The following is a 23,766-nucleotide window of genomic DNA, read 5'->3' on the forward strand; positions in this document are numbered from 1 at the left end:
AGCACGTTCCCGAAAGGACACCTCATGAAACTCGGTAAAAATATGCTTCTACGGCGAAGTGTGAGCAGTGCTGCGCTCCTCGCTGTGGTTGGCGCAGCAACGCTCCTTCCCTGCGCCAGTGCCGCGGCTCCCTCGAAAGACCTGGGCGGTAGCGTTGCTGCCCCGGAACAGATTATTGACCCATCCACGCCGGCTAAAGAAGGAATGGTGCTGACCGCATCTTCCGAATTCAACGGCACAAGCGTCAACGATGCCCTGTTCACGGACCGCTATCTACCCCATTGGTCAACCTCGCCCGGCACCAAAGCGAACTACGAAGTGAGTGGCGGCACGCTCAAACTCAAGATCACCGCGGACCAGCAACCCTGGGACCCGAACTTTGACGGCTCGACGCGGGTTTCCTCGCTGCAGACCTATCAAAAAGACTATCTGCACGAGTGGACCAAGTACCCCGGGATCGCGCAGCATACGCAGCCGTTCCGGGGGCATCTCCAGAAATACGGATATTTCGAGTTGCGAGCCCGCGCCGCGAGCGGGGGAGGCCTGCACAGCGCCTGGTGGATGACCGGAGCTAACCAGGACGTGCCCGAAGGGCAGGGCGGATGGTCACGCCAGAACGGCGAAGTTGATATTTTTGAGATCCTCGGGCGCAATAACGCCACAGTGGCGCAAAGCGCGATTCACCCCTGGGGTGATTGGGGTCGGCTCTTCCCCTGGACAACCAAGATTTCCACCGGCACCGATCTTTCTGAAGGTTTCCACACCTACGGCTTTGAATGGAAGCCCTCGGGGATGAAGGTGTACATCGACGGCGTTGAGAAATTCTCCACCCCGCTATCCCCGAATTATCCGATGCTCACCTACCTCGGCCTGTACGAGAAACGCGAAGCTGATTCTTGGACCGGCCCCTTCGATCCCGCGATTCCGTATCCGAAGACGTTCGAGATTGATTATTTCCGCGCTTACCAATTTGCGCCGAGCTCACTGCCCTATACCCTCGCGACGACCGATGGCGTGATGCGGGGCGAAACCCGGGTTGCGAGCGGGACAACACGGTGGCTAGGTGGCGCGGGTAATGACGTTACTCTTACCTCCGTTTATGCACCGGAAGCTGGCACGTATCGCCTCGGTATTGAATACCGTAGCGGTGAGGTGCGTGACCTCCACGTAAATGTGAACGACGACGCATATGTGCTCGGCGGCCTCTCAACGGGATCTTTCAGCGGCGCATTCTCCTGGGCGAATACCTCGATCTCCTTACGTCAAGGTTGGAATACCGTGCGCCTGGGGAATCCGAACGCTCCCGCACCCGACCTCCGTAATATCAGAATAGAATCGAGGGAATGAGGATGACGCAGGCGTTGGTTAGCAGATAGCGCTTGCGGCACGCGCGCCCAGCGGAGGTGATATGGCTACTGATATAACGACGATACTAAGTCCTAGAACGATCAGGAATATCCTGCGTTTTCGAACGGCTTGTATGGTTGTTCTTGCCGTGCTCGTTGCGTGGCTCGGGGCGATAGGCGCGATCTACTGGAATATCGTTCCAGGATTCTATATTGACCGAACTCCTACGATTCCCGAGGATGCGCACATCGTTGTCAATCAGGCTACTGCCGGGGAGAAGATTTTCACGGTATATCGGGATGAGGGCGATGTGTGCGTCGCCGCGTACGGGAAGGTATTTGATATCCCGTATACGGAATGTGTGCCTACCGCAGAACAGATTGAGCCCTCAGATATCACCGTGCAATGGCTTGGTTTCAACGGCGAAGAAGTGGATCCCGCTTCTCTCGAGGTTGCGGCGGTTCGCTTTCGCATCGAAGCCGGAGGGAAGATCATCCTCGAGCACACCGAATCCTACTTTGAGGAAGCGTTTCATATACTTGGAAAGATCACCTAGCGTGATGATCTAGTTGGCGCGCGGGCTATAAGCCAGGGGCTGGTTCGTCCGGTGTCGATACATCGGATGTTGGCGCATTCGGCGCGGTTGTGCCCGGAGCGTGCTCATGGGCGCGCAAATCTTGGTTCTGTGCTTGCTGCCGGAGGAAAGTTTCATAACGGATTTTTTCTTTGCGGAAGCGGCAGGCCAGTAAGCAGACAAAGGTATAAACTCCGCAATTCACAAGGAAATAACCACCGAAAAAGCGCGGCATATCCAGAACCTTATCCCACGTCAGCGGCCACATTCCCAGACCTGCTACCAATCCGATAAAGATGCTGATCCCGCACAACACTAAGGATTTTCGGGATACCAGGCGCAGCGGAAGAATCAAACCGAGGAGGCTACAAGCGAGTATTGATCCTAAGGCCAGGTACCCGGCGTAGTAGCGCTTATCGGGTTGAATGAGGTCCAAGATGGGATACGCGGCATGGCACACAAAGATCAGCAGAGCTACGGATACGTACGACTTCCAGCTAAGATTCTTCACCGTTGCTCCTCTTTCGTTTCCTTGACCTGAACGTAACGATTTGCGATTGGAATCCAAGTCAGCATGACGAAGAAAAGAACAAGGGCGATTCCACCCACCGTCACCACCGGACTTTGATCTGCGCCCCAGCCGATGACCGGGTTGAGCAAGATTCCGATGAGACTTCCCAGTGTGCTCGCCACGTTTAAAACTGTCGCACGGCGCTCGCTCGGAATTTCCTTGTTAGCGACTGCCCGAGTGATCGGTCCACGCGCGAACATGCTGATAACCACCAATGTGAAACCACTGATTACGCATATGATGTGCGGAATCATCATCAAGATAAATCCAATGACGCCGTATCCGAAAGCGAGGAGAAGGCCTACTCGCCGGCCGACTCGCTCAACGATCACCCCGGAGAAATGATCGTAAACTGCCGCAGCTAATTGCGCACCGCCAACGATGAAACCCCAGAAGGCAAGCGGTACATCAACTCGATCAAAAATTGGCTGGTTGAGCGTAAACACTGAATTGAAGAGCACGAAGACCGCTGCCGAAGCGACAGCGGTATACAGCAGTACCGGGGAGCTGAACAACAAGCTAATTCCCTGCTTCAAAGAAACAAGTGCTGTTTCTTCCGTGGCTTTTTCAGATGCAGAAGCGGGTTGTGGTGGGAGGAAAAGAACCGCTACCGAGGCTAGACAAGCAGCGATAGCGGCCGCGCAAGCCGGCAAAGCAACATCAATCTTTGCGAGCACTCCACCCACGAACGAAGCAAAGACCCCGGCCACTAACTCAAGGGCGCCGAAGTGTCCCCACACCGCAACTGAGTCCCGATCTGCATCGTCGCCGAGAGCTTCGTAGATGTAGGCATCCTGCGTGCCGGTGAGCATCGCAATTCCTAGGCCGCTCAGCACAAATGACAAGGTGAACGCAGTGAACGAGTTACCCAGCGCAAAAACAACTTCCGCACACCCGTTGAATACGAAACCGGAAAGGATAACCCACCGGCGATCAATTCTGTCCGATATAAGCCCGCTGGGTACTTCTGCAACAAGGATGCTCGCTAAGAGAATACTCTCGAAAATGAAAATATCTTCGAGGGACTGCCCTCGAGAAGTCAGGAAAACTACGCTAACCGGAACATAAAAGGTCAAGCCGGCAGCAATAATAGCCAGGGCCATGGGCGCTAACGAACGGTTATGCCACACCAATCTGAGTGACGTGGTAGCTTTCATCGCAACACCCAATATCTACATCCTTATTTCGGTATCAGTGTTGCCACGAATCTCAGCACGCCTACCCACCAGCAACCCGTACGCAATTTCAACACCGCCAATCACCAGCAGCAGCGCCCACGGCACCCACCAGCCGCGCTGGAGAATGACGGTGAGAAGAAGGGGGAGGAGGCCGGCAGCAATAGAGCTCGCCCCGGCCCACATCCAACGTTTAGTTTTCGCTGACTCCATTAGTTGTAGCTCCTTCGCTCCCGGCCGCGGCATTACGCGCAGCCTCGGTACCGCGCGCAGCTTCGGTGCCGTGCGTGGCCTCGGTTCCCCGCGCAGCATCGCCGCCATGCGAGGCCGCAGCACCTCGCCCAGCTTCCTCACCGGCTAGATCGCGCGGCGCGGGCAGCCCGCGCACCCGATCCAGAAAAACATAGATAAGAAGAAGGATACCCAGATAGGGCAGCCCGGCATACCAGGCTACCGGCATGAGCCAGAAGAGCGCCACAAAAATAGCCAGGCAGCCGGCCATGACGGCCAGATTCGTCACCGGGGCGCCCCAGAGGCGAGCCGATGGGAGCTCGAGTCCCAGCTGCTTGCGGCATCGTCGAAAAGCAATATGAGTGGCCATCACTAAAGCCCAGGTGAGCAGGGTCCCGACCGTAGCGCAGCCGTACAAATACGAGAAGCCGGCCTGCGGGGAGGTGAGCGCCAAAATACAGGCGACCACCATTCCCACCATCGCCAAAGTGACCGCACCGCGCGGGGTGCCCTTCGGGGTGGTGCGCGCGGCAAAAGCGGGGGCCATGCGGTCGGTTGCCAGGGCGTGAATCATGCGCGAGGAGGTGTAGAGGCACCCGTTCGCAGCGCTCAGCGCCGCCACCAGGAGCACCGCGTTCATAATATGCCCGGCGGCGGGAATCGCGGCGGCATCCAGCGCGTGCACGAAAGGTGATTGGGAAATATCGTGGAGCGGCTCGGCGGTGACCGTCCATGGCTGCATCGCCACCACCACCGCAATCGCCCCCACGTAGAAGAGCAGCAGCCGCCAAATCATGGTGTGCGCGGCGCGCGGAATATCGTAACGGGGATTCCCCGATTCCGCGGCCGTGACCGAGACCGTTTCAATCCCACCGAAGGAAAAAACCGCCATGCATGCGGCAATGAAAACCGAGCCGGCGCCCAGCGGCATAAACCCGCCGTGCTCGGTGAGATTGACCAGCCCCACCGGTTCGCTCGCGGGCAGCCCCACAAAAATAATAATGAGACCCAGCAGAATAAAAACTGAAATGGCGGCCACTTTAATCATGGAGAACCAGTATTCCGCGGTGCCGTACAGCCGCACCGTGGCCATATTCAGGCCCACAATAAAGAGGGAACAGGCCACCGTTCCCACCGCGCTATTGAGCTGGGGCAGCCAGTGCTGGAGGTATTTCGCGCCGGCCGTCACTTCCGCGCCCACCGCCACAATGTAGGTGACCGCCAGATTCCAGCGCGTTACAAAAGCCCCCAGGTTCCCCAGATAAGCCCCTGCGATGGTGCCGTGCCCGCCGGGAACGGGATGCGCGCTGACCATCTCCGCCAGTGCCCACACCACCGACAGCGCCAGCAGCCCGGCCAGTGCGTAAGAAATAATCGTGGCGGGCCCCGCCAGTGAAATCGTGGCTCCCGCCCCGAGGAATAGCCCCGTGCCCAGCGCCCCGGATAGCGCAATCATCGCGATTTGCGGGGAGGTGAGGCTGCGCGCCAGCGCGGTATGGTGCGAAGTGGCGCGGGTACGTGCGTTGTTGCGTTTAGCGGTGGCGCGGGTACGCACGTTGGTGCGGCTTGCGGCGGTGCGCGTGCGGGCCCGGGCGCCGGGCGAAGCGTGGTGGCGTGCGGCCATGCGGGCTTCCCTTCGTGGATAGAACGACGGCGCAGCGCGGCGCCGCCCCACCCGGCCTCCACCGCCGGCGCAGCCCGGCCCTCGCACTGCCGTGAATATAACTAACGCGGAACTACTAGTGTACTCGCGCGAGCGACTACTCTTAGGGGTATGCCATCTCTCGGTCATATCTTGGAACGGTCCCAAACGCTCTCCGCTTCGCAACGCGAATGGTTGCATCAGCTGGTGGGGGACTGGCAGTTACTCTCCGATTTTTCCTTCGCGGACCTCGTGCTGGTCACCCCGCTCCAGGATGAACGCTTCATTATCGCGGCGGCCTGCCGCCCGGCCACCAATGCCACCGCGCTCGATAATGACGTGGTCAATATGACTTTCGATCCGGCCGATTCGGAGAAATTCCGGGAGATTATCGCCACCGGCCAGCGCGGCACCGTTTATATTCACGGCCTGCGTTACGAAGGCTATCCGGTGCGCCGGGCGGGTGAGGATCCTTTCGCGGTGCTCGCCCTGGTGTATTCGCAGCGTTCGCGCAAAGAAACGGTGCTGCGGCATTCCTCCTATGAGGAAATTGAAGAGCAGCTCCTCGATATGGTCACCCAGGGCCTGTTCCCCATGGAGGGTACCCCGAGCGGTTTCCGCCACGGCGCCCCGCGCGTCACGGATGGCTTCACCCACATCGATGCCGACGGCGCGGTGATTTTCAATAGCCCGAATGCGGTTTCTAATCTGCACCGCCTCGGGATTCGTTCCACTTTTGAAGGCCAGCTGCTCGCCGAGCAAATCACTTCGAGTATTGACGCGGAAACTCGCTTGGATGATGCGTTGCCGGTGGTGCTGCTCGGGCGTGCCCCGTGGATGACGGAGCTCGAATTGCGCGGGGCGGTGCTCTCCCTGCGCGCGGTGCCGCTGTGGAAGGACGGCAAGCACGTGGGCGCCGTGGTGCTCTCGCGCGATATTAGCGAGCTGCGCCGGCGCGAATTGGAGCTGGTCAGCAAAGACACCACGATCCGCGAAATCAACCACCGCGTCAAAAATAATTTGCAGACCGTTTCGGCGCTGCTACGGATGCAGGCGCGCCGCGCCGACGATAAAAAGGTGATCGAGGTGCTCTCCGAGGCGCAGCGCCGCGTGGAAACCATTGCCCTCGTGCACCAGATTCTCTCCCAAACCGTGGACGAAATCGTGGACTTTTCCGAGGTCCTCACCCCGCTTATCACCATGGCCACCGATATTGCCTCCACGGATGTGCGTGTTTCTTCCGAGGTGCGCGGGGAATTCGGAATGGTGGACGCAAATACCGCCACCCGCCTGGCCGTTGTCCTCAACGAACTGGTCTCCAACGCGGTGGAACACGGCCTGCCGCACGGCGGTCATATTGTGGTGAGCGCGGACCGTGAAGGTGACGTTCTCACGGTGCAGGTGAGCGACGACGGCGTGGGCGTGCCCACCACCGGCGTCAAGCAGGGCCTGGGCACCCGGATTGTGCGCACCATGGTGGAAGGCGAATTGCACGGCACCATTAAATGGGAGGCGCGGGAAGGTGGGGGGACCACCGTCACGCTCACGATTAATGTGACGGCCGGGCTACCGCCCACGGATGAAAAATAGTTTCCTCTCCCGGCGCGCGTAAAGATTAAGTACGAGGACGCAGCCCACTAAGTACGACGACGCAGCCCACGCGCAAAGCACGTGGGCTGGTAGGACTTGGGCCGGTTCGCCTTAGGAGGCAAGTTCGCGCACTCGGCGGGCGCGGGCGGTGCGGCGGCGCAGCCGGCGGCGTTCATCTTCGGAGGTGCCACCCCACACACCTGAATCCTGGTTATGTTCGAGGGCGTAATTCAAGCAGTCGTCACGGACGGTACATTCCTGGCATACCCGCTTGGCCCGATCCGTTTGGGCCAGGGCCGAGGCCGAACTACCAATCGGGAAGAAAAGCTCCGGGTCTTCCGTCAGGCACGCGGCACGCGAACGCCAATCCATGAATCCTCCTTTTCCCCGCCAGCGCGGGGCATTCCCGCCTCTGCGGGATATAGCCGTATGTGAGACCCATATATCTTTGCAAAGAGCGCAGCCGCGGTAAAGAGCCCACAGGTGTGATATTTCAACGCCCGTCCTTTCCGGGCTACTCACTTGTTATTCCAGGCTTAAACGACTATGGGGTGGCCCGCCGCGCGCTGGGGGTTTGAGGTAACCGGGTGGTGAGGGACAATAGGGGCATGAGCATTGACGAGGCCCGCCGCCGTTGGAATGAGATTGCCCCCACGCTGACCCGCGCGCAGATTGCCTACCATTCCGGGGCCGATCCGCTCATGACGGATGACCACTACGACCGCCTCATTCACGAGCTGCGCGATCTGGAAGCACGCTACCCGGAGCTCGCGGCACCGGATTCGCCCAGCCGCGCCGTCGGGGCACCGGTGAAGAACGACGGCGCAGCCACGCTGGCTGCGGGCGCGATGGTGGATGAAGGTACTGAACCGGAGCTCGGCGGGGGACGGGAGCCCGGTGCCGAACGGGAGCAAGGCGCCAACTCTGAGCTCGGCGGCGCGCCGGTGCCCGATGCTCAGCCCTTCGCGCCGGTGCTCCACCGCGAGCGCCTCTACTCCCTCCAGGATGTCTTTTCCCTCGAGGATCTGCGCGCTTGGTACGCCGCGCTCCCGGGAGTATCCGAGGCATCAGGCACCGCCGTCACCGCGGAAGCAAAAATCGACGGCCTCGCGATCAACCTGCGCTATAACAACGGCGCGCTCACCGTGGCCGCCACCCGCGGGGACGGCGTGACCGGGGAAGATGTCACCCGCAATATCGCCACCATCGCCGCCATTCCGCAGCGCCTGCGCGGCAGCGATATTCCGGAGGTCATGGAAGTACGCGGGGAAGTTTTCTTCCCTCTCGCCGATTTCGCGCAATTCAACGCCGAGCAGCGCGAGCGCCGCGAAGCAGCCGAACGCGAGCGCGCGGCCGCGGAACAGATTGGGGATACCGCAGCGGTGCGCGAAGCCAACCGCATCATCCGCTCCTGCCGCGAATTCGCCAACCCGCGCAATGCCGCGGCCGGCTCGCTGCGCCAAAAAGACCCGGCCGTCACCGCCTCCCGCCCGCTCTCCTTTATCGCCCACGGCATCGGGGCGCTCGCGGGCGTGCCCGCCTCCCTAGCCGAAACGCTCTCCACCCAGGCCGGCGTATACGAAGCATTCGCGCGCTGGGGTCTGCCCATTTCCCCCTACACCAAACTCGCCTCCAACTGGGAAGATATCGAGGCCTTCGTGGCAGACCTGGCCGCCCACCGCTACGATCTCATCCACGGGATCGACGGCGCCGTCCTCAAAGTCAATGACCGCGCGGCGCAGGCCGGGCTCGGCTACACCTCCCGCGTCCCGCGCTGGGCCATCGCCTATAAATACCCACCCGAAGAAGTGGAAACCACCCTCCTGGATATCCAGGTCAATGTGGGCCGCACCGGGCGCGCCACCCCCTACGCCATTATGGAACCCGTGCTCGTAGACGGCTCGGTCGTCACCCAAGCCACCCTCCACAACCGCGAAGAAGTAGCCCGCAAAGGCGTGCGCATCGGCGACGTCGTGATCGTGCGCAAAGCCGGGGATGTTATCCCCGAAGTGGTCGGCCCGGTCCTCCTCGAGCGCGACGGCACCGAACGCGAATGGGTCATGCCGCGCGCCTGCCCCTCCTGCGGGGCCACCCTCGCCCCCGCCCAGGAAGGCGATGTGGATATGCGCTGCCCCAATGCGCAATCCTGCCCCGCCCAACTGGCCGAACGCGTGGTCCATATCGGCTCGCGCGGGGCGCTGGACGTGGAAGCGCTCGGCGAGGAAACCGCCCTCTGGCTCACCAACCCGGACGCCCGGCGCCGCGAAGCACTCATCGCCCTCGCCAGCGGCCACCGCCTCGAAATCGAAGGTACCGACGGGCGCAAAAAAACCCTGCGCCTCGCACGCGAAGCGGCACGCGACCTGGGCATTGTGGACGGCGACGGCGCCATCCTCGACTCCGAGGTGATTATCCCACCCGCCGTGGCTCGCAGCCTGGGTGTTCCCGAACCCCAAGAACCGGTGCTCCACAGCGAAGCCGGACTTTTCGCGGTACAAGCCGCGGACGTAGCCACCACCTGGGTATGGAAAGAAATCCGCAATGCCGGCCAACCCACCGGCGACTACCGCTACGTGCGCGCCGCCTGGACCAAACCCACGTGGGGAAGCAGCGCCGGCCAACGCGTCATCACCAAAGAAAGCGAACCCGGCAAAGCCCTCCTCACCATGCTCACCGAGCTGGAAAAAGCCCGCGGCAAAGAACTCTGGCGCAAACTCGTGGCCCTCTCCATCCGGCACGTCGGCCCCACCGCGGCCCGCGCGCTCGCGGCGGCGTTCCCGGATTTGGCGCAGCTGCGCGCCGCTTCCGTGGAGGAACTCTCCGCGGTGGACGGCGTGGGGGAGATTATCGCCCGCTCCTTTAAGGAATGGTTCGAGGTGCCCTGGCATCTGGAGATTATTGAGCAATGGGAAGCCGCCGGGGTAGTTTTCGCCGATGATACCGCGGCCGCGGAGCAGGTTCCCCAAACGCTGGCGGGCATGACCATTGTGGCCACCGGCTCCCTGGAGGGCTATACCCGCGATTCGGTCAAAGAAGCGATCCTCAAGCACGGCGGGAAAGCCGCCGGCTCGGTTTCCAAGAAAACCACCGCGGTGGTGGTGGGGGAGAACGCCGGGTCGAAAGCCGCCAAGGCTGAAGAACTCGGTATCCCGCGCCTGAGTGAAGCAGAATTCACCGAGCTGCTGCGCACCGGCCAGCTGCCCGCCTAAAGCAGCGGCGCGAGCGGAGCCATGACCTTTTCGGTCACCCGTGCCAGCGTGCCGCGCTGGTCCCATTCCCCCAGAGTGAGTTCGCGGGTATTCCGCAGGTCGAATTCGAAAATCTTTTCCATCACGGCCGCGAAACCGGCATCGTGAATCGACATATTAATTTCGAAATTCCCCCGCAGGGACAGCCGGTCAATATTCGCGGTCCCCACGGTAGACCAGGTGGAATCCATCGTCATGGTTTTCGCGTGAATCATGGCGTCCTGGTAGAGGAAAATCCGCACCCCGGCGCGCAGCAGCCGCTCGTAATGCGGCCGCCCCACCCAATCCGTATAAATATGATTGGAGTACTGCGGGATAAGAATCCGCACGTCCACGCCGCGTTCGGCCGCGTCGGTGAGCGCGTCGAGCATGGGCGCATCCGGAATGAAATACCCCATGGTGATCCAGGCCCGCTGCGAGGAGCGCGCCAGCGCGTCCAAATACAGCGAAGAAATAGGATAAGTATTATGCGCGGGGGAATTCGTGACCGCCCGCATGCGCGAATCCCAGTGGTGGGTGAGGGCGCGGCGCAGGGTGGGATGATCGCGCTTGCGGTAGGCATTCCACATATCCACAAAAGCCACATCCAGCTCCCACACCGAGGGACCCTCCACGCGCAGGTGGGTATCGCGCCATTCGGTCACGTACAGGCCGCCAATATTGTAGCCACCCACGTAGCCGACGCGCCCGTCCACCGTCAAGATTTTGCGGTGATCGCGCCCTTTATCGCGCGAACGCCCGGTTAAAATACCGGTGCGCACCAGCGGGAAATTCATCCAGTGCAGATTCGCGATCCGCGGCGGGTGCCGGAACGAGGGCGGCTGATTGAGATTCCCCCAGGTGTCCAGCAGCACATGGACCTGCACCCCGCGGTGCGCCGCCGCGATAAGCGCGTCGCGGAAACGGTGCCCCACGTGATCCGCTTTGACAATAAACCACTCGAAATAAATATGGTCCCGCGCATTATTAATATCGGCGAGCATCGCGCGGTACACATCCGCGGCACCCGTATACAAGATCGCGTGGTCACGCCCGACCTGCACTTCTTGCGGGGGCAGATGCGGGTAGGAACTGACCGGTGGGGTGCGGCGTTTGCGCATTTCATCTACAACGACGACGGCGCCCGCGGCGGCCAAAGGCGCCGCGGCCGCGAGCATACCCGCCGTGCGCAGCACCCGGCGCGAAGTCCACTCAGTCATAGCGCCAATTGTAGACGCTCCCCGCTTCTCACTAATCCACGGGTGCGCCATCGCGCGGTGCAACCGCGTAGACTTGAGCCATGTCGTCATTTTCTAAGGAAGAGGTAGCGCGCTTAGCGGAGCTATCCCGCATCGCCCTGACGGATGCCGAAGCCGAAAAAATGGCCGGTGAGCTTTCCGTCATCGAGGATGCAGTGAAGGCGGTATCCGAAGTTGTTAGCCCGGATATTCCCTTTACCTATAATCCGCTCCCGCTGGCCAATGTCAAACGCCCCGATATTCCGGGGGAAACCCTTGATCGTGAGGAAGTCCTCGCCGCGGCCCCGGCCGCCGAAGAAGGTAAATTCCTCGTCCCGCGCATTATGGGGGAGGAATAAATGAATAGCTTGTTGCTCAAGTCCGCCGCTGAACTTTCCGCGCTGCTGCGCGCGGGGGAGATCACCTCCGTGGAACTCACCACCGCCTGCCTGGATCGCATCGAGGCGCTCAACCCCAAGGTGAACGCTTTCCTGTACGTAGATCGGGAGGGTGCCCTGGAGGTGGCCCGCGGGGTGGATGCCGCCCGCGCGGAAGGCCAGGAACTCCACCCGCTGGCCGGTATCCCCATCGCGGTAAAGGACAATATTTGCACCCGCGGGATTCCCACCACCGCGGCGTCGAAAATCTTGGAAGGGTGGCGCCCGCCGTACGATGCGAGCGTCGTCGTAAAAATTAAAGAAGCCCGGCTCCCTATCGTGGGCAAAACCAATATGGACGAATTCGCGATGGGGTCCTCCACGGAGCATTCCGCTTTCGGGCCCTCGCGCAACCCCTGGGATCTGGACCGGATTCCGGGCGGTTCGGGCGGCGGTAGCGCCGCGGCCGTCGGTGCGTTTATGGTGCCGCTCGCCCTCGGTTCCGATACCGGCGGGTCGATCCGCCAGCCGGCCGCGGTCACCGGAACGGTGGGAACAAAACCCACCTACGGGGCGGTGTCCCGCTTCGGTTTGATCGCCATGGCATCCTCGCTGGACCAGATCGGGCCGGTCACCCGCACCGTGGAAGATGCCGCGCTGCTCCAGGAGCTGCTCAGCGGGCACGATCCCCACGATTCCACCTCGCTTCCCGATACGCCTTCCGGCCTGGTGGCGGCCTGCCACGGCGAAGCCGGGAGCTGGGACGGTGCCGGAAGTGATCCGGAGCGCCCGCTCGCGGGCCTCAAGGTGGGGCTCGTGGAAGAAATGCACGGGGAGGGCTACGCGCCCGGCGTGCTCGAGGCTTTCGAAAACGCGGTGGCGCGCATGCGCGAACTCGGCGCGGAAACGGTGGAGCTTTCCTGCCCCAGTTTCCACTATTCGCTGGCCGCCTACTACCTCATCATGCCCGCCGAGGTTTCCTCCAACCTGGCCCGTTTCGACGGAATGCGCTACGGCCTGCGGGTGGAACCCGAAGAAGGGCCGGTCACCGCGGAAACCGTGATGCGCGCTACCCGCGCGGCCGGTTTCGGTGAGGAAGTCAAACGCCGCATTATCCTGGGCACCCACGTGCTCTCCGCCGGGAATTTCGATGCCTTCTACGGCGCGGCCCTGCGGGTCCGCACCCTGGTTCAGCGTGATCTGGAGCAGGCTTTCGCCCGGTGCCACGTGATCGTATCGCCCACTTCGCCCACGGTGGCCTTCCCCTTCGGCTCGAAAACGAACGACCCGCTGGCCATGTACCTCAACGACATCGCCACCATTCCCGCCAACCTGGCCGGAATCCCGGGTATTTCGCTGCCGGCCGGGCTCTCGGAAGGGCTGCCGGTGGGCTTGCAGATTCTCAGCCCGGCCCGGGCGGACGCCCTCATGTACCGGGTGGCCGCGGCTATCGACGCCGCGCTCGGCCACAACGTCCCCGCTGCCTGCCCCGCGCGGGATTGGGAGGAATAAAGCATGGATGAACTCATGAATTACGAGGACGCCGTCGCGCGTTTCGACCCGGTGATCGGTTTGGAAGTGCACGTGGAGCTGTCCACACACACCAAGATTTTCGACGCCGCACCCGTGGCTTTCGGTGCTGAACCCAATACCGATGTGCAGCCGGTCTCCCTTGGGCTTCCCGGTTCGCTCCCGGTGGTCAACGAGGCGGCGGTGGAATACGCGGTGAAGCTGGGCCTGGCCCTCAATTCCCGCATTAACGAGCTCTCGCGTTTCGAACGCAAGAACTACTTCTACCCGGATCTGCCCAAGGCCTACCAGATCACCCAGAACGCCCAGCCGATTATCCTGGGCGGCTACCTGGATATCGAGCTGGCCGACGGCACTCCCTACCGTTTCCCCATCGAACACGCGCATCTGGAAGAAGACGCCGGGAAGAACACCCACGTGGGTGGGGCCGATGGGCGCCTCCAGGGGGCGCGCTACTCGCTGGTGGATTACAACCGTTCCGGGGTGCCGCTGATTGAGATCGTTTCCGATCCGGCCACCGGGGTGGGGAAGAACGCCCCGGAGATCGCCGGCGCGTACGTGCGTGGGATCCGCGAACTGGTGCGGGCGCTCGGCATTTCCGAGGGGCGGATGGAACGCGGCAATATCCGCGCGGATGTCAATGTGTCCCTGCGGGAAAGCCCGGATGCTCCTTTCGGCACCCGTACCGAAACGAAGAATGTCAATTCTTTCCGCGGTATCGAAAACACCATTCGCTACGAGATCTCCCGCCAGGCTGCCATCCTGGCTGCCGGTGGCACGATTCTCCAGGAAACGCGCCATTACAAGGAAGAAATCCAGGGCACCATTGCCGGGCGCGTGAAGTCGGACGCGGATGACTACCGCTACTTCCCCGAACCGGATCTGGTTCCGGTGATCTGCACTCCCGAGTACGTGGAGGAGGTGTGCGCGGGGCTGCCCGAACTGCCGGCGGCGAAGCGCGCCCGTATCACCGAGGAGTGGGAGCTTTCCCCGGAGGAATTGCGCGATCTTATCAACGCCGGCGCGGTGGATCTGGTGGACGCCACCGTCCGGGCCGGGGCAACGCCCGCCGGAGCCCGCAAATGGTGGATGGGTGATATCGCCCGCTACGCCAAGGATAACGACGTCGAACTCGAGGACGCCCCCATTACCCCGGAGGCGGTTGCCGAGCTGGACGGCCTGGTCCAGAGCGGGCGGCTCAATGACAAGCTGGGCCGCCAGGCGCTGGCGGGAGTCCTCGCCGGGGAAGGCAGCCCGGAGGAGGTTGTTGCCGCGCGCAATCTGGAGATCGTTTCCGATAGCGGAGCTCTGGAGAAGGCCGTGGATGAGGCCCTGGCTGCCAACCCTGACGTCGTCGAAAAAATTCGCGGCGGAAAGGTGCAGGCCGCCGGTGCCATTATCGGTGCCGTCATGAAGGCGACCCACGGTAAGGCCGACGCCGGTGCCGTGCGCGCCCTCATTATGGAGCGCGCCGCGGCCGAGTAAAGCGGCGGTGGTGAACCGGGCCGAAAAGGCGCGGTAGCGAACCCGGACGAAACCGGGCATATCTCGTGAAGGAGGCGCAGGTGGCGCGAACACAAGCAGGGACAGAGCAACAATCTGACGTGGCATCGCCTTCGGGTGAGGCCCAGCAGTTCGTGCCACCTCCCTCCCAACGCGAGATTTTTGCAGCCCACGAAGGCGGCAAATTAGAAACCCACGCGACGGCCGCCATCGAAAACCGCGAGGACCTGGCCCGGGTATACACGCCCGGGGTGGCCAAAGTCTGCGAAGCGATTCACGCCCAGCCGGAACTGGCCCGCCGCTACACGGTGAAATCCAATACCGTGGCCGTGGTGACAGACGGCACCGCGGTGCTCGGCCTGGGCGATATCGGGCCGCTGGCCTCCCTCCCGGTCATGGAGGGGAAGGCCGCGCTCTTCAGGCGTTTCGCGGGCGTGGATGCCTGGCCGGTGCCCCTGGCCACCACCGATACCGAGGAAATCATTGCGGCGGTGCGAGCCATCGCCCCTGCGTATGCCGGTATCAATCTGGAAGATATCTCCGCCCCGCGCTGCTTCGAGATCGAAAAACGCCTGCGCGCGGAACTTGATATCCCGGTCTTCCACGACGACCAGCACGGCACCGCCGTTGTGGTGCTGGCCGCCCTCATCACCGCGCTGCGTGTGGTTGGGAAAAAACCCGCAGACGCACGCGTGGTGGTATGCGGAATCGGCGCCGCCGGCACCGCGATTATTCGCTTACTACTGGAATACGGGGTGCGGGACATCATTGCCGTGGACCGCGCCGGCACTCTCGGTCCCTTCCGCAGCGAAATCAACCCCGGTCACGCCTGGGTTGCGGGCCGCACCAATCCCCGGCAGATCGACGGCGATGTGCGTGCGGCCCTGCAGGGTGCGGATGTGTTTATCGGCGTTTCCGGCCCTAATATTCTCGACGGCGCAGCTCTGGACACCATGGCCAAAGATGCCATCGTTTTCGCCCTGGCTAATCCCACCCCGGAAATTGCTCCCGAAATCGCGCGCGAGCACGCCGCGGTGGTGGCAACTGGCCGTTCGGACTACCCGAATCAGATCAATAACGTGCTGGCTTTCCCCGGGATCTTCCGCGGTTTGCTCGACGCTCATGCCACCGAGGTCAGTGACACGATGCTGCTGGCCGCGGCTAAGGCGCTCGCTGATCTGGTCGGGGAGGAAGCGAATCCGGATTACATCATCGTTTCTGCCTTTGACGAGCGGGCTGCCGCTGCGGTGGCGCAGGCGGTTCGCGAGAGTGTGGCAGCTGTCTAGGAAACTCCGACGCGGTTCCCTCGGGTGTGTGGTGGGTGTCTCTCTGGTTTGATTTGCGTCTAGCGGGGTGGGCTTGTAAGCTGCGCTGATGGTACTGCACTCGGTGGGGTGTGGGAGAGTAGGTCACTGCCGCCATATTTTCTTATGTGTGTGGGGTGTTAGTCCTGTTGTGGGGCTGGCACCCCACACACCCATTTAACCCGAAGAGCCGGCGAAGGGAATAGGTGAAACCTGACTTGGCTCATTTAGTGCGACTTTGGCAGTGACTCGATAAGCACGGCCACGTCCGCCGGCAGCGGGGTGCGAGCATGAACGACCTGCCCGCCGACCTCAAGCGTGAACGAGCGGTACTTCTTCAACGTCCGCACCAACCGTTTCAACGACACACCCGTGGACTGCTCAAGAACATGCCCGCACGCCATCGCTACCATCACAATCGTTAAATGCGCCTGGATCGAGTCTTCTTTACGGTGAAAGATCGGACGCGCCCGTAAATCCGACTTCGCCATCCGGAAAGCCTTCTCGATACGGAATAACTGGCGATAAAACCCGATCACCGCACCAGCATCCAAATCCAACCGATTCGTCTCATATCCCTTAATCCCAGCCAACGCAAGATGCTTATCCGCTAATGCCTGGTTCACGCGCTTATTGGGAGCTTGCAAGTCAACATACCGGTTACGCTTGACCGGTATTTTCCCTTCCACCGCACGCCTGGCCTTGTCTAACTGTTCTTTCACACCCCGCCGCGTGCGCCGAGCCCGATCCTTCGAGTACTGATAATAAACAACCGACTCCACCACACCCACACCCTGGCCAGCGGCTTTGCTAGCATGGTTTTCTTGGCGCCAGACCTGACCATCCACATAGTCTTTACCCGGATTCTCTTCACGCCACTTTGCGATAGGGACAGGGATATCACGTTCTTTCGTGCCCAGAATATAGCCCAGACCAGCCCCGATAATCTCTTGCTTGTTAGAAGCTGAGAACATTCCCGCATCAGCCACAACCGTGATATCGGTAAGCCGGTAGACACGCCTGAGGCGTTCAATCATGGGTAGCATCGTGTGGGTCTTGGCCCGGTTTCCTTCAAACCCACCAATCGCCAACGGCAACCCGCAGGCGTCGGTGAGCATCCCGACCGTGATCTGCGGGTCAATACGGCGTTCTTTCGAATAGCCAGGTTTACGTAACTCGTCTTCTTTATCCGTCTCGAAATATAAGGTTGTTACATCGTAAAGGACGAGAACGCCTGGCCCGATACCCGCATGCCTTGCTAGCGTGGCCGTGATTCTGTCACGGAATTCTTCTTCCGCGTAACGGGGCAGGTGGCGTTTAATCGTGGAATACGAAGCCGAGCCTGCCCCGACTTCGGCGAGAGTTTCGATGGAATCAAACTTGGAGCCCGGGTGGATAATCCTGGCGGCCACCAGATCGTAGAACACCGGGTCATGATTGGTTGGCGGGCCTAGTTCCAGGAAATCAAAAGCCCCACGGATCGCGTCGAGGAGGTAGCCGGCACGCGAGCTGGCCACGGTCAAGGGATTATCCACCGAACCACTAGCCACGCGCGTCGGCGCTGTCTCAACGCCCGTCTCCAGGTCTAAAGAGAGCTGGTCCCCGTCGATCAAGCGCTGGGCCTGGGCTTTTAAGAGCGCGAGTTCACCGGGCGTGTGGGCTGAACCAATGTGCTCGAGTACGGGCTTGCGATCCACGTAACGCCACACGACTTGTACCGCGGTAGCGCCCGACTTGGTTATCACGGTACGAATCCGGGGTCGTGGCATACCACATAGCCTACCCCCAACCCGTTAGTACGACATTTCACCCACGAACGAGACAAAACCCCAGGCCACAACGTCAATATGAAACCTATCACGCCAAAATGAGCCAAGTCAGGAAAAATAATGTGTGAGAGATTCTTTGCGTGAGATAGGTATGTTTGCGTTCACTGTGCGATGACTGGCCACCGCGGGTTGGTTGGTGTTTGTTTGGTTGTGGCGGTGGTTATAGCGGCAAGGGTATACGCCCGGTCTCCTTTTCGAACCCGGTAGCTAAGGTTGTTTGCGCTGATGGTACTGCACTCGGTGGGGTGTGGGAGAGTAGGTCACTGCCGCCATGTTTCTTGTGTGTGGGGTGTTAGTCCTGTTTGGGGCTGGCACCCCACACACCCATTTAACCCGAAGAGCCGGCGAAGGGAATAGGTGAAATGGTCTCAGCAAAGAAGCTGATCCAAAGCGTCACCAGCCGGAAAGGTGTGTACCCGGATCCGCTCACATAGCGACAGTTGGGCGGATGCGTCGCCAGGGCTCAACCTTGTCGTAAGGGTGTGGTACCGTCCGATACATGATCGGCGCGCCGCCTTCGGATAGCGACATGCACGCGGGTTGCTCGCGGGGGCTAGCTGCGCCGTCGTACCTTAGGTACACGCGAAATGGAGGTAAGAATGAAACGTTGGGGAGCGCTGTGCGCGGTGCTCGCACTCGCCCTGGGCGCCTGCGGAACCACCGGGAAAACCGAAGGGAATTCCCCGAAAGAAGGCGCCGCATCCGCACCGGCTGCTGAAGCGCAAGCATCCGCGCCCACCACCACCGCGGTAGCCGTGCCCGATCCGCGCAGCCTCACCGGAATGGTGAGCGTCGATCCACTCCCCGAACCGCATCCGGCGCAGCCCGCCGCCGTCAACCTCCCCGTCACCATCACGGACGCCAGTGGCGCGAAAGTGACCGTGACCGATGCGTCGCGCGTGGTGACCCTCGATATGTCCGCCGCGATTTCGCAAACGCTCCTCGCCCTCGGGCTGGGCACCACCATCGCGGGCCGCACCGTATCCGATACGGAGCCGAGCCTCGCGGACGTTCCGGTCGTCACCGAGAGCGGGCACAGCGTGAACGCCGAGGCAGTACTGCGCCTCGCCCCAACCCTGATCCTCACCGACGGCACGATCCGCGGGGCCGAAGGTGCCCTCGCGCAACTCGAAGCCTCCGGTATTCCGGTGGTGCGGCTTACGCGCGCAACAAAGTTCGACGACGCGCCCGCCCGCGCGGCGGAAGTCGCCCGCGCCGTGGGAGCCGGGCAGGCGGGCGAAGAACTGGCCGCCCAGATTTCCCAATCCATCGCGCAGGCGCGGATCGACGTCGCCCAGCTGGCCCCGGCCGACCCGCTGCGCATGGTCTTCCTCAATATTCGCCCCCAGGCCGGGCTGTTTATGCTGCTCGGGAGCGAATCGGGTGCCAGCGACGTGATTGACGCGGTGGGCGGGCGCGATATGGCCGGGGAAGCGGGAGTCACCAAGGCCCGGCCAGCCAGCCAGGAAGCGCTGCTCGTGGCCAACCCCGAAGTTATTATCGTGATGACCAATGGGCTGGGCGCACTCGGCGGGATCGAGGCGCTCGAAGGCCAACCCGGGATCTCGCAAACCGACGCCGGGAAGAAGCGGCGCGTGCTCGCCATCCCCGATAACCTTTCCCTCGGATTCGGTCCGCAAAGTGGCGATCTTATTCGCGCGATGGGCCAGGCGCTTTACACTGCCCAGTAGCGGCACAACGCCGGCAGCGGTGGGAACGCATAGCCGGCACGTAGTGGGAACACGCCACGCGGCGTGGGAAACGCGGGCGGGCAGGGTGCCCGCGGTAGCGCACCGCGAAGGGATAATACGAAAGGATAGTGAGAGGATGACCGTGGCCCAGCGCCCCAGCTCGCGCGAGGGACATCCGCATTCTTCGCCGGCCGGGCATGCCGCCCGGTCGACACAAGGCCCGAGCTCACGGCAGCGCCCTCGCTCACGCGGGGCGGATCCGATTTCCGCCCCCGGGCGCCGCGCCGCGCTCATCGCGGCCTGCCTGCGCCTGGCCACCATCGCGGCGATTATTGCCGGGTACGTGACGGCGGCTCACACCAGCGCGGCACCGCTGAGTACCGGCCACCTCTGGCTCGCGGCCGGCTTCTTCGCCCTGGCCGCCGCCTGCGCGCTAGCCGAACGAGTGGGCAGCACCGGGGCAGCCCGCGCGGAGGAACGCCGGCTGCGCGGCCGGCTCCTCGAACGCACCTTCGCGCTCGCCCGCACCGGCACCCCCACGCCCTATACTGCTGGGCGCCTCCTCCCGCTCCTCACCGATAGCGTCGAGCGCATCACCAATTACCGGCAGGGTTACGTGGGCACCACCATTGGTGCGTTGCTCGCCCCGTTCCTCACTCTCGCCTTTATCGGGATCGCCATTGACCCGGTGATCGGCTTCGGCGTGATGGCGGCCCTCCCGCTTATCCCCGCCGGCATCGGCCTCTTCTTCCGTTTCTTTCGCCGCGCGTCTACCGAATCGCGCCGCGCGCGCGACACCCTCGTGGATAGCTATCTCGACGCCATCCGCAATATGACCACCATCCGCCTCTTTAACGCCGGGGAACGCACCGAAGCCGACCTGGCCCGCCGCGGCGAAGCGAACCGCCGCGCCATTATGCGGATGCTGGCCGGCAACCAAATCGTCATTATCGTGATGGACGGCCTGGTCGGGCTCCTCCTCATCTGCCTGACCGCCGGGCTCACCACCGCCCGCGCCGCGCACCTCGCCCCGTGGGAAGCCCTCGCCGTGGCCCTCCTCGCGGTGGTTCTCCTTGAACCGCTCTCGCAGGTAGCGGGCTTCTTCTACATCGGGATGGGCGGGCGCGCCGCCCAAAAAGCCATCACCCGGTACCTCGCCATCGCTCCGCGTATAGTGCACGACGGCGCAGCTGCGGCTCCCAGCACCGTTGAGGATTCAGGTGCGGCTGAGAGTGACGGCGCCACCCCGCCCGCCAGCGCCGCCCCGCTGATCACCGTGACTAACGCGGCGGTGAATTACGGGCGTGAAGAGGTGCTGACCTCGGTGAATCTGCGCGTGGCGCGCGGGGAACGCCTCGCGATTGTGGGAGTGAGCGGAGCCGGGAAATCCACCCTGCTCGCGCTGCTGCGCGGAGCCCTGCGCCCGCAAGCCGGGAGTGTGCAGATTGGCGAGGTCCACGTGGATGCTGAGAGTGGTGACCTGGCGCAGTTGCGCGCGCGCAGCGCCGTCGTCGCCCAAACAACGTGGATGTTTACCGGAACTATTGCAGATAACCTGCGCCTGGCGCGCCCGGATGCCACCGCGGAACAGATGTGGGAGGCACTGCGGCGCGCGCAGGTGGACGAGGACGTGGCGCGGATGCCGGAGGGGCTCGATACCTACCTCGGGGAGGATTCCGCTTTGATTTCCGGCGGGCAGGCGCAGCGTATTTCGCTGGCGCGGGCGTTTTTGGCCGGGCGCACCCTGCTGCTGCTCGACGAGCCCACCGCGCAGGTAGACCTCGAATCCGAAGACCGGATTTGTGCGGCGCTGGCGGGGCTGGGGCCCGAGTATACGCTCGTCATGGTCACGCACCGTCCCGCCTTGGCGGCGCTGGCGGACCGGGTGGTGCGGGTCCGCGACGGAATTCTCGAGGAGGTCAGTGATGTCCACGCCGAGTAATAAAGCCGCGCTGCGCGGGAATGATGCGCGTGAGAATAACGGCGCCGTGCAGCGCAGGAATGGTGCGCGCGAGGATAACGGCGCCGTGCTGCGCGGGAATGGTGCGCGCGAGAATAACGGCGCCGTCCGCGTAACAAGCGGCGCCGCGCCGGGGTTGCGCACCGTGCTGCGCTGGTTGCTTTCCCTCACCCGCCCCGTCCACGGCCCGCTCGCCCTGTCCACCCTGTGCCGGGCCGCCGGCCAGGTGGCCGATATTGGGCTGTTCGCGGTGGCGACCTACGGGATGGTGGCGGCCGTGAGCAGCGGCGGGGGAGCGGGCTTCCTCTGGTTCGTGGCTCTCCTCGCGCTCCTCAAAGCCGCCCTGCGCTACCTCGAACAATTCACCGGGCACTACGTGGCCTTCCGGGCCCTCGAACTGCTGCGCACCCGCGTTTTTGCCGGCCTGTGGCCCAAGGCCCCCGGGATTATGGCGCGCTCGCGTTCGGGGGATATCGTTGCCTCCCTCACTCGCGATATTGACCGCATTGAAGTGGTCTACGCCCATACTGTGGCGCCGGTGGTCTGCGCCTACGTGCTCACCCCCGCGGCGCTGCTGGTGGGCGGCGCGCTACTCGGGTGGCACGCGATGGCGCTGCCGGCCGTGGCCGCGGCTCTAGCACTTGCGGTTATCCCTTACGTGGGTACCCGGCGCGCGATTGATGCGACGACGGCGCAACTCGCCGCCCGCGCCGATCTGGCCGCGCATGTGACCGATTCGCTCTACGGCCTCGAAGACGTGCTCGTCTTCGGCCGCACCGCCGACCGGATGGACGAAACAGCGGCCCTGGGTGCGAAAGTCGCCACCGGTGGATCTTTCCCGGCCTGGGTGGCCGGGCTGCGCCGCGGGGCCAATATTATTGCCGCCGGTATGAGCGCGGCGTGGATTATCGCGGTGGGAGTGAGTGACCCGAGTATCTCGTTGCCGCTCGCGGCGGCCGGCGCGGTGGCGGCGCTGCGGGTATGGGAAGGCCCCCAGGCTCTCGAAGATGCGGCGTCGTCCCTCGATGCCTCGCTCGCGGCCGCGCGGCGTATCTATGCCCTCGCGCACGCGCCCCAGCCGTGCCCGGACGGCCCCGGGATCCTCATGCCCGAACGCGGCCTCTCCGTGGAATTCGACGACGTCCACTACGCCTACCCGGAGCGCGAGCGCGAGGTGCTGCGCGGAGTGAGCCTGCGTATTCCCGCCGGTTCCCATACAGTGCTGGCCGGGCGTTCCGGCTCGGGTAAATCCACCCTGGTGCATCTGGTGGAACGCTACGATGACCCGACATCCGGGATGGTGCGCATCGGCGGGATTCCCACCACGGACCTCAAGGTCGCTTCGTTGCATGCCTGCGTGGTGGGGGTGTCTCAAAAAAGCCAGATTGTGGCCGGGACCATCGCCGATAATCTGCGGCTCGGGGTACCGAAGGCCACCGAAACTGAGCTGTGGCGCGCCCTCGGCGTGGCCGGGCTGGATAGCGATGTGCGGGCCATGCCGGACGGCTTGAATACCCGGGTGGGAGGCGGTACCTCGCACGGGCGGCCCACCGGATATGCGCTTTCGGGCGGGCAGGTGCAGCGCCTGTGCCTGGCCCGCGCGGTTCTCATGCACCCGGCCGTCCTCATCCTTGATGAATTCGCCGCGGCCCTCAATAGCGAACTTGAAGCGCGCATCCGCGCCAATCTGCGCGCCGCCCTGCCCGAGGCCACCATTATTGAAGTGAGCCACCGCCTCGATGCGGTGCGCGAAGCCGATACCGTGGCGGTGCTCTCCGGCGGGCGCCTGGTGCTGGCCGGCCCGCCCGCCGAGATCACCGAAGCGCGGGTGCGGGAAGCCGTGCGGGAGAACGGCGCAGCGGTGGAAGGGGCGGCGCACCGCGAGACGGCGGAGGATACTGCCGCGCAGCCGGAGACTACGGCAGAAAACGCGCCCCGGGCGCCGCGCCATTAGCGCTCCGTACAACATTAAGGCAA

The 23,766-nt window shown here is 62.9% G+C and carries 18 protein-coding genes and 1 rRNA gene; 12 read left to right on the top strand and 7 right to left on the bottom strand.

The window, feature by feature from the left end:
- Positions 1–24: 24 nt before the first annotated feature.
- Together CYJ17_RS04670 and CYJ17_RS04675 are read left to right on the top strand one after the other, a co-directional pair.
- Positions 25–1,347 (top strand): family 16 glycosylhydrolase, encoded by a 1,323-nt coding sequence (locus CYJ17_RS04670; RefSeq protein ID WP_087069783.1) that lies wholly within the window; start codon positions 25–27, stop codon positions 1,345–1,347.
- A gap of 133 nt (positions 1,348–1,480) precedes the next feature.
- Complete coding sequence (locus tag CYJ17_RS04675) at positions 1,481–1,903, top strand: hypothetical protein (RefSeq protein ID WP_087069782.1); 423 nt, start codon at positions 1,481–1,483, stop codon at positions 1,901–1,903.
- 25 nt (positions 1,904–1,928) lie between these two features.
- Here the strand turns inward: CYJ17_RS04675 and CYJ17_RS04680 are convergent, their stop codons facing one another.
- The 4 genes from CYJ17_RS04680 to CYJ17_RS04695 form a co-directional block, all read right to left on the bottom strand.
- Positions 1,929–2,432 carry a hypothetical protein gene (locus CYJ17_RS04680; RefSeq protein ID WP_087069781.1) on the bottom strand — a complete coding sequence of 168 codons (504 nt, stop codon included), beginning with the start codon at positions 2,430–2,432 and terminating at the stop codon, positions 1,929–1,931.
- Positions 2,429–3,595, bottom strand: coding sequence for an MFS transporter (locus CYJ17_RS04685; RefSeq protein WP_087071112.1), 1,167 nt, complete (start codon positions 3,593–3,595; stop codon positions 2,429–2,431). Before CYJ17_RS04685 ends, CYJ17_RS04680 begins: the two co-directional genes overlap by 4 nt.
- Before the next feature lie 69 nt (positions 3,596–3,664).
- The gene (locus tag CYJ17_RS04690) at positions 3,665–3,880 is read right to left on the bottom strand and encodes a hypothetical protein (protein ID WP_087069780.1); all 216 of its coding nucleotides are present in this window, start codon (positions 3,878–3,880) and stop codon (positions 3,665–3,667) included.
- Positions 3,861–5,522, bottom strand: coding sequence for an amino acid permease (locus tag CYJ17_RS04695; protein ID WP_244899298.1), 1,662 nt, complete (start codon positions 5,520–5,522; stop codon positions 3,861–3,863). The genes CYJ17_RS04690 and CYJ17_RS04695 overlap by 20 nt, the downstream gene beginning before the upstream one ends.
- A gap of 150 nt (positions 5,523–5,672) precedes the next feature.
- Between CYJ17_RS04695 and CYJ17_RS04700 the strand changes: the two genes are divergently transcribed.
- A complete protein-coding gene (locus CYJ17_RS04700) occupies positions 5,673–7,130 on the top strand; it encodes a sensor histidine kinase (protein ID WP_101595621.1) in 1,458 nt (485 codons plus the stop codon).
- 111 nt (positions 7,131–7,241) lie between these two features.
- On the opposite strand, the gene CYJ17_RS04705 is transcribed toward CYJ17_RS04700, so the two are convergent.
- A complete protein-coding gene (locus tag CYJ17_RS04705) occupies positions 7,242–7,502 on the bottom strand; it encodes a WhiB family transcriptional regulator (RefSeq protein ID WP_016441656.1) in 261 nt (86 codons plus the stop codon).
- Positions 7,503–7,738: 236 nt separating this feature from the next.
- On the opposite strand from CYJ17_RS04705, the gene ligA reads away from it, so the two are divergent.
- A complete protein-coding gene (ligA, locus tag CYJ17_RS04710) occupies positions 7,739–10,339 on the top strand; it encodes an NAD-dependent DNA ligase LigA (RefSeq protein ID WP_087069778.1) in 2,601 nt (866 codons plus the stop codon).
- On the opposite strand, the gene CYJ17_RS04715 is transcribed toward ligA, so the two are convergent.
- The gene (locus CYJ17_RS04715; RefSeq protein WP_087069777.1) at positions 10,336–11,577 is read right to left on the bottom strand and encodes a phospholipase D-like domain-containing protein; all 1,242 of its coding nucleotides are present in this window, start codon (positions 11,575–11,577) and stop codon (positions 10,336–10,338) included. The genes ligA and CYJ17_RS04715 overlap by 4 nt on opposite strands.
- A gap of 80 nt (positions 11,578–11,657) precedes the next feature.
- Here CYJ17_RS04715 and gatC point away from each other — a divergent pair, with 80 nt between their 5' ends.
- From gatC to CYJ17_RS04735, 4 genes are all read left to right on the top strand, one after another.
- Positions 11,658–11,954: an Asp-tRNA(Asn)/Glu-tRNA(Gln) amidotransferase subunit GatC gene (gene gatC, locus CYJ17_RS04720; RefSeq protein ID WP_026429253.1), complete on the top strand. Its 297-nt coding sequence runs from the start codon at positions 11,658–11,660 to the stop codon at positions 11,952–11,954.
- Positions 11,955–13,484 carry an Asp-tRNA(Asn)/Glu-tRNA(Gln) amidotransferase subunit GatA gene (gene gatA / locus CYJ17_RS04725; protein WP_087069776.1) on the top strand — a complete coding sequence of 510 codons (1,530 nt, stop codon included), beginning with the start codon at positions 11,955–11,957 and terminating at the stop codon, positions 13,482–13,484.
- A gap of 3 nt (positions 13,485–13,487) precedes the next feature.
- Entirely contained in the window at positions 13,488–14,987 is a 1,500-nt protein-coding gene (gatB, locus tag CYJ17_RS04730) for an Asp-tRNA(Asn)/Glu-tRNA(Gln) amidotransferase subunit GatB (RefSeq protein ID WP_087069775.1), read from the top strand.
- A 119-nt stretch (positions 14,988–15,106) separates the two neighbouring features.
- Positions 15,107–16,291 (top strand): NAD(P)-dependent malic enzyme, encoded by a 1,185-nt coding sequence (locus CYJ17_RS04735; RefSeq protein WP_234984537.1) that lies wholly within the window; start codon positions 15,107–15,109, stop codon positions 16,289–16,291.
- 245 nt (positions 16,292–16,536) lie between these two features.
- On the opposite strand, the gene CYJ17_RS04740 is transcribed toward CYJ17_RS04735, so the two are convergent.
- A complete protein-coding gene (locus tag CYJ17_RS04740) occupies positions 16,537–18,078 on the bottom strand; it encodes an IS1634 family transposase (protein ID WP_286049047.1) in 1,542 nt (513 codons plus the stop codon).
- A gap of 212 nt (positions 18,079–18,290) precedes the next feature.
- Here CYJ17_RS04740 and rrf point away from each other — a divergent pair.
- The 4 genes from rrf to CYJ17_RS04760 all read left to right on the top strand — a co-directional run bounded on the left by rrf (position 18,291) and on the right by CYJ17_RS04760 (position 23,743).
- Positions 18,291–18,410: ribosomal RNA gene (rrf, locus tag CYJ17_RS04745) — 5S ribosomal RNA — on the top strand.
- 327 nt (positions 18,411–18,737) lie between these two features.
- A complete protein-coding gene (locus CYJ17_RS04750) occupies positions 18,738–19,829 on the top strand; it encodes a heme/hemin ABC transporter substrate-binding protein (protein ID WP_159455034.1) in 1,092 nt (363 codons plus the stop codon).
- A gap of 136 nt (positions 19,830–19,965) precedes the next feature.
- The gene (locus tag CYJ17_RS04755) at positions 19,966–21,771 is read left to right on the top strand and encodes an ATP-binding cassette domain-containing protein (RefSeq protein WP_087071106.1); all 1,806 of its coding nucleotides are present in this window, start codon (positions 19,966–19,968) and stop codon (positions 21,769–21,771) included.
- Complete coding sequence (locus tag CYJ17_RS04760) at positions 21,755–23,743, top strand: amino acid ABC transporter ATP-binding/permease protein (protein WP_087071105.1); 1,989 nt, start codon at positions 21,755–21,757, stop codon at positions 23,741–23,743. Before CYJ17_RS04755 ends, CYJ17_RS04760 begins: the two co-directional genes overlap by 17 nt.
- Positions 23,744–23,766 lie beyond the last annotated feature (23 nt).

Origin of the sequence: Actinotignum timonense (assembly GCF_002860685.3) — a bacterium.
Taxonomy (GTDB): Bacteria; Actinomycetota; Actinomycetes; order Actinomycetales; family Actinomycetaceae; genus Actinotignum; species Actinotignum timonense.

What these genes read in the sequence shown, in the direction of transcription:
- CYJ17_RS04705 (WP_016441656.1), bottom strand. Translation starts at nt 7,502, where the DNA reads ATGGATTGGCGTTCGCGTGCCGCGTGCCTGACGGAAGACCCGGAGCTT.
- CYJ17_RS04740 (WP_286049047.1), bottom strand. Translation starts at nt 18,078, where the DNA reads ATGCCACGACCCCGGATTCGTACCGTGATAACCAAGTCGGGCGCTACC.
- gatB (WP_087069775.1), top strand. Translation starts at nt 13,488, where the DNA reads ATGGATGAACTCATGAATTACGAGGACGCCGTCGCGCGTTTCGACCCG.
- CYJ17_RS04700 (WP_101595621.1), top strand. Translation starts at nt 5,673, where the DNA reads ATGCCATCTCTCGGTCATATCTTGGAACGGTCCCAAACGCTCTCCGCT.
- CYJ17_RS04690 (WP_087069780.1), bottom strand. Translation starts at nt 3,880, where the DNA reads ATGGAGTCAGCGAAAACTAAACGTTGGATGTGGGCCGGGGCGAGCTCT.
- CYJ17_RS04685 (WP_087071112.1), bottom strand. Translation starts at nt 3,595, where the DNA reads ATGGCCCTGGCTATTATTGCTGCCGGCTTGACCTTTTATGTTCCGGTT.
- ligA (WP_087069778.1), top strand. Translation starts at nt 7,739, where the DNA reads ATGAGCATTGACGAGGCCCGCCGCCGTTGGAATGAGATTGCCCCCACG.
- gatC (WP_026429253.1), top strand. Translation starts at nt 11,658, where the DNA reads ATGTCGTCATTTTCTAAGGAAGAGGTAGCGCGCTTAGCGGAGCTATCC.
- gatA (WP_087069776.1), top strand. Translation starts at nt 11,955, where the DNA reads ATGAATAGCTTGTTGCTCAAGTCCGCCGCTGAACTTTCCGCGCTGCTG.
- CYJ17_RS04675 (WP_087069782.1), top strand. Translation starts at nt 1,481, where the DNA reads ATGGTTGTTCTTGCCGTGCTCGTTGCGTGGCTCGGGGCGATAGGCGCG.
- CYJ17_RS04755 (WP_087071106.1), top strand. Translation starts at nt 19,966, where the DNA reads ATGACCGTGGCCCAGCGCCCCAGCTCGCGCGAGGGACATCCGCATTCT.
- CYJ17_RS04750 (WP_159455034.1), top strand. Translation starts at nt 18,738, where the DNA reads ATGAAACGTTGGGGAGCGCTGTGCGCGGTGCTCGCACTCGCCCTGGGC.
- CYJ17_RS04670 (WP_087069783.1), top strand. Translation starts at nt 25, where the DNA reads ATGAAACTCGGTAAAAATATGCTTCTACGGCGAAGTGTGAGCAGTGCT.
- CYJ17_RS04695 (WP_244899298.1), bottom strand. Translation starts at nt 5,522, where the DNA reads ATGGCCGCACGCCACCACGCTTCGCCCGGCGCCCGGGCCCGCACGCGC.
- CYJ17_RS04760 (WP_087071105.1), top strand. Translation starts at nt 21,755, where the DNA reads ATGTCCACGCCGAGTAATAAAGCCGCGCTGCGCGGGAATGATGCGCGT.
- CYJ17_RS04715 (WP_087069777.1), bottom strand. Translation starts at nt 11,577, where the DNA reads ATGACTGAGTGGACTTCGCGCCGGGTGCTGCGCACGGCGGGTATGCTC.